This window comes from Phenylobacterium sp. (assembly GCF_020402505.1).
GTDB lineage: Bacteria > Pseudomonadota > Alphaproteobacteria > Caulobacterales > Caulobacteraceae > Phenylobacterium.
Genome location: NZ_JADBZL010000004.1, coordinates 1 through 4,163, shown reverse-complemented (window position 1 = coordinate 4,163; position 4,163 = coordinate 1). Strand labels below are relative to the sequence as shown.

The following is a 4,163-nucleotide window of genomic DNA, read 5'->3' as shown; positions in this document are numbered from 1 at the left end:
GTCGAGGGTGGCGGGCATCCCCACCAGGCGCGGGAGGAAGAAGGACGAGGCGCCTTCCATGATGATGCCCCGGCGGTTGAACACGAGGCCGAAGCGGGCGTCCGTCGAGGCGATCCGCACGTCCATGGGCAGGATCATGGTCACGCCCACGCCGACGGCGGCGCCGTTGATGGCGCCGATCACCGGCTTCAGGCTGTCGAAGATGCGCAGGGTGACGAGACCCGCCGTGTCCCGGCGGACGGGCGTGTCCTTGTCCGGTTTGGCGGCGCCGAAGGTCTGGCTGCCGCCGGAGAGGTCGGCCCCCGCGCAGAAGGCCCGGCCGGACCCGGTCACGATCACCGCCCGCACGTCGTCATCGGCGTCGGTCAGGTCGAAGGCGGCCTGCAGGTCGTTGCACATCTGCAGGGTCCAGGCGTTCATCCGCTCAGGCCGATGCAGGGTGATGGTCGCGATGTGGTCCTCAACCGAATAGAGGATCGTCTCGAAGCTGGGCATGGTTGTCTGGCCTTTCGGGATCAGGGGCGGAGGCGGGCGCGCACCGGGCCGCCGTCAATGCGGATCAGGGCGCCATTGGTGAAGCTGGACGTGTCACTGGCCAGCCAGAGGGCGGCCGGGACCATCTCCTTGGGAAGGCCCACCCGCATGCCGCCCTTGGTCCAGCCCGGATTGTCGTGGTCGGGGGGATCGGCCCAGTGTTCGGCCACGTCGGTGGCGAAGGGGCCGACGCAGATGGTGTTGACCCGCACATTGGGGCTGTAGGCGGCGGCGAAGCCTGTGGTCAGGACGTTCAGCGCCGCCTTGGCTCCGGCGTAGGGCAGGGCGTAGGGCGAGGCCTCCAGCGAGGCGATGCTCGAAATATTGATGATAGAGCCGCCGTCACCCCGGTGCATCCGGGCCCCGACCAGGGCGGAGAGGCGGAAGGGGCCCTTGAAGTTGACCCCGATCACCTTGTCGAAATTGTCCTCCGTCACCTCTTCCAGCGAGGGATAGAGGGGCGACATGCCGGCGTTGTTGATGAGGACGTCGATGCGGCCAAAGCGCCGGTAGACGGCGTCGACCATGGGCTCGATCTCGTCCCAGTTCGCCACATGGCAACGGTGGGCGAAGGTCTCGACGCCCAGCTTGGCCAGTTCCGCGGCGGCCTCCTCGCAGGCCGGCAGCTTGCGCGAGACGATGGCGAGGTTCGCGCCCGCCTCGGCGAAGGCCTGGGCCATGGCGCGCCCGAGGCCCCGTGATCCGCCGGTGATCAGCACCACCTTGCCGCGCAGGTTGAAGTCCATGGTTCCGCCCTCCCTGGCGCCGGTTTGGGCCAGCAAGGCGGGGCCGGGCCCGCCTGTCAATGCTGACCGGGCGTCACCCCGGCGGTGGGCGGCTTCACGCAGACCCAGCGGGCCCGGTGGAAGTTCTCGACATTGTCGGTCCACCCCGTGATCCTGGGCGAGACCAGGGCCCGGCTGACCACCTGGAAGACCGGCAGAATCCCCTCTTCATCCAGCAGCAACTGTTCAGCCTCGGCCAGCATGCGGCTACGCCGGACCGCGTCGGGTTCACGGTCGGCCTGGTTCAGGAGGGCGTCGTAGCGGGGATTGTTGTAGCCGGTGTAGTTCTGCTGGCCGGTGTCCGACCGGAACAGGCCCAGGAAGGTCAGAGGGTCGTTGAAGTCGGCGTACCAGCTCATCATGCCGGCCTGGAAGTCCTTTTGCCGGTAGGCGGCGAAGGCGATCTGGCCCTCATTTTGTACGGTCGTGACCTTCAGGCCCAGGGCGGTCCAGTCCGCCGCCACAGCCTGGGCGATCAGAAGGGTGTCCGGCGAATTGCCCACCTTGAGCTCCACCGAAAGCGGCCTTCCGGGACCATAGCCGGCCTCCGCCAGCAGCCGGCGGGCTTCGGCCTGGCGCTGCGGGAACGGCATGTCCGCCCACCTCAGGCGCACGCCCTCGCCATGGCCCGCCGTCGCTGGCGGGACGAAGCTGTAGGCGGGCTTCTGACCGGCCCTCATGAGCTTGCCGGTGATGAACTCACGGTCGACACCCATGGAAAGGGCGCGCCGCACCCGGATGTCCTGGAAGGCGGGCACTCCAGGGACATTCAGGGCGATGTAGAAGGTCGCCAGGGCGGGGTAGGTGCGCACATAGCCCGGCAGGGTGTCGCGGAGCCGCTGGACCCGGCTGGACTGGAAGTTGGTGTTCAGGTCGAGCTCGCCGCGGGCGACCCGGCGCTCGGCCATCACCGAGTCCGGCGTCGGGAAATAGTGGATCTGGTCTACGCAGACGGAAGGCGCATCATAGAAGGCGGGGTTTTTGACCACCCGGATGTGGTCGCCGAGTTTCCAGTCCACCAGCCGGAAGGCTCCGTTTCCCACAAAGTTTTCCGGGCGCGTCCAGGCGTCGCCATGCGCCTTCACCGCATGGGCGGGGACGGGGAAGAAACTCTGGTGCTTCAGGAGGGCGGGCAGGTAGGGCGCAGGATGCTCGAGCGTAAGCTGCAGGGTCAGGTCATCCAGGGCCTTCACGCCCAGGCTCTCTGGTCCCGCCGCGCCCTCGTTCACGGCCTGGCCGTTCCGGATCAGGTACAGGAGGTAGGCGTATCCCGAGGCCGTGGCCGGGTCGAGCATGCGCCGGTAGGCGAAGACGAAGTCGTTCGCCGTGACGGGCCGGCCGTCGCTCCAGGTCGAGGGCCTGAGGCGGAAGGTCCAGGTCAGGCCGTCAGAGGAGACCCCGTAGCTCTGCGCCAGGGCCGGGATCGGCGTTGCTTCCGGGCTGTCGGTGAAGAGACCGGTGAAAAGATCGCCGATGATGGCGTACTCGTCGACCAGAGTCGCCTTTTGAGGATCGAGGGACCCGGCCTCGGTATTGTTTCCCCAGGCCAGGCAGACCTTGCCATCGGGGCAGGGCGGTCGGCTGACCTGGGGCTGGCAGCCGATGACGGCGAGGGTGCAGGTGATGGCGACGAGGACGGGAAGCTTCACGTTCGGATCCGGGGCTACTCGCGCCTGAGAGCTTCGATAGGGTCGAGGCGGGCGGCGCGCCAGGCAGGATAGGCGCCAAAGACCAGCCCGACCAGACTCGAGAAGCCCAGTGCGACGGGAATGGCCCAGACAGGGAGGGCGAAGGGCCAGTTGCCGATGGCCGCAATGCCGGCGGCGCCCAGGAGGCCTATGCCCAGCCCGATCAGGCCGCCGACCAGGGACAGGGCCACGGATTCCAGGGCGAACTGGGTCAGGACATCCCGGCGTCGGGCGCCCAGGGCCATGCGAAGCCCGATTTCACGGGTTCGCTCGGTCACGGCGACCAGCATGATGTTCATGATCCCGACCCCGCCGACGACCAGGGACACCGCCGCAATGGCGGCCAGAAGGACGGTGAAGGCCCCGATGGCCGCCCGTGAAGCCTCGAGGATCGAAGCGAGGTTCTGGGTCTGAAAGTCATCGTCTTCGCCGGGCTGGATCTTGTGCTCGGCGCGCAGGACCGCGTCGATCTCCTCCTGCACCGTCGCCAGTTCTTCCTCGGAGACGGCCTTGACGTAGATGGTCTGGACGCTGTCGGCCTTGATGCGGCGGCCAATGATGCGGGAGCGGACCGTCTCCAGGGGTGCGAGGATCAGATCGTCCTGGTCCCTTCCAAAGCTGGACTGGCCCTTCGAGCCCAGGACGCCGACCACCTCGAAGGGCGCCCCCCGGATTCGGATCCGCTTGCCGATCGGATCGGCCTCGCCCCAGAGCTGAGTGACCACCGTGGGGCCGAGGACGGCCACCTTGCGGCCCTGCCGGGCGTCCCGGTCGTCGAACATGCGCCCCGAAGCGACGGTCAGGTCCCGGGCCTCGAGGTAATCTGGGGTCACGCCGACGATCGAGGTGTTCCAGTTGGCGCCGTCCGCGGTGACCTGGGCCATTCCGGTGACCGAGGGCGCCACCGCCGCGGCCCCTTGGACCTGACGTTGGATGGCGACGGTGTCAGCATCCGAAAGGCTCTGGCTGGACCCCGCACCGCCCATGACCCCGCCCGCCGTCCGGGGCTGCAGGGGGGTGACGATGATGAGGTTTGAGCCCAGGCCGGAAATCGTGTCCGTGACCCGCTTCTGCGCGCCCAGGCCGATGGAGGTCATCATGACCACGGCGGCGACGCCGATGACCACCCCCAAAGAGGTGAGGCCCGAGCGGAGCG

4 protein-coding genes are annotated in these 4,163 nt (G+C 68.1%); all 4 read right to left on the bottom strand.

Annotated features, from left to right (window positions below):
• On the bottom strand, nt 1-495 hold a 495-nt coding region (locus IM632_RS00335), incomplete at its 3' end, for an enoyl-CoA hydratase-related protein (RefSeq protein WP_296551903.1).
• Nucleotides 496-515: 20 nt separating this feature from the next.
• A complete protein-coding gene (locus IM632_RS00330; RefSeq protein ID WP_296518177.1) occupies nt 516-1,280 on the bottom strand; it encodes an SDR family NAD(P)-dependent oxidoreductase in 765 nt (254 codons plus the stop codon).
• Nucleotides 1,281-1,336: 56 nt separating this feature from the next.
• Nucleotides 1,337-2,968, bottom strand: a complete 1,632-nt coding sequence (locus tag IM632_RS00325; RefSeq protein WP_296483116.1) for a peptide ABC transporter substrate-binding protein — start codon at nt 2,966-2,968, stop codon at nt 1,337-1,339.
• 14 nt (nt 2,969-2,982) lie between these two features.
• Nucleotides 2,983-4,163 (bottom strand): ABC transporter permease (locus IM632_RS00320; RefSeq protein ID WP_296551902.1); only part of this gene is annotated, 1,181 nt, incomplete at its 5' end.

Excerpts from the sequence above, each read along its gene's own strand:
- IM632_RS00330 (WP_296518177.1), bottom strand. The coding sequence starts at position 1,280 with ATGGACTTCAACCTGCGCGGCAAGGTGGTGCTGATCACCGGCGGATCA.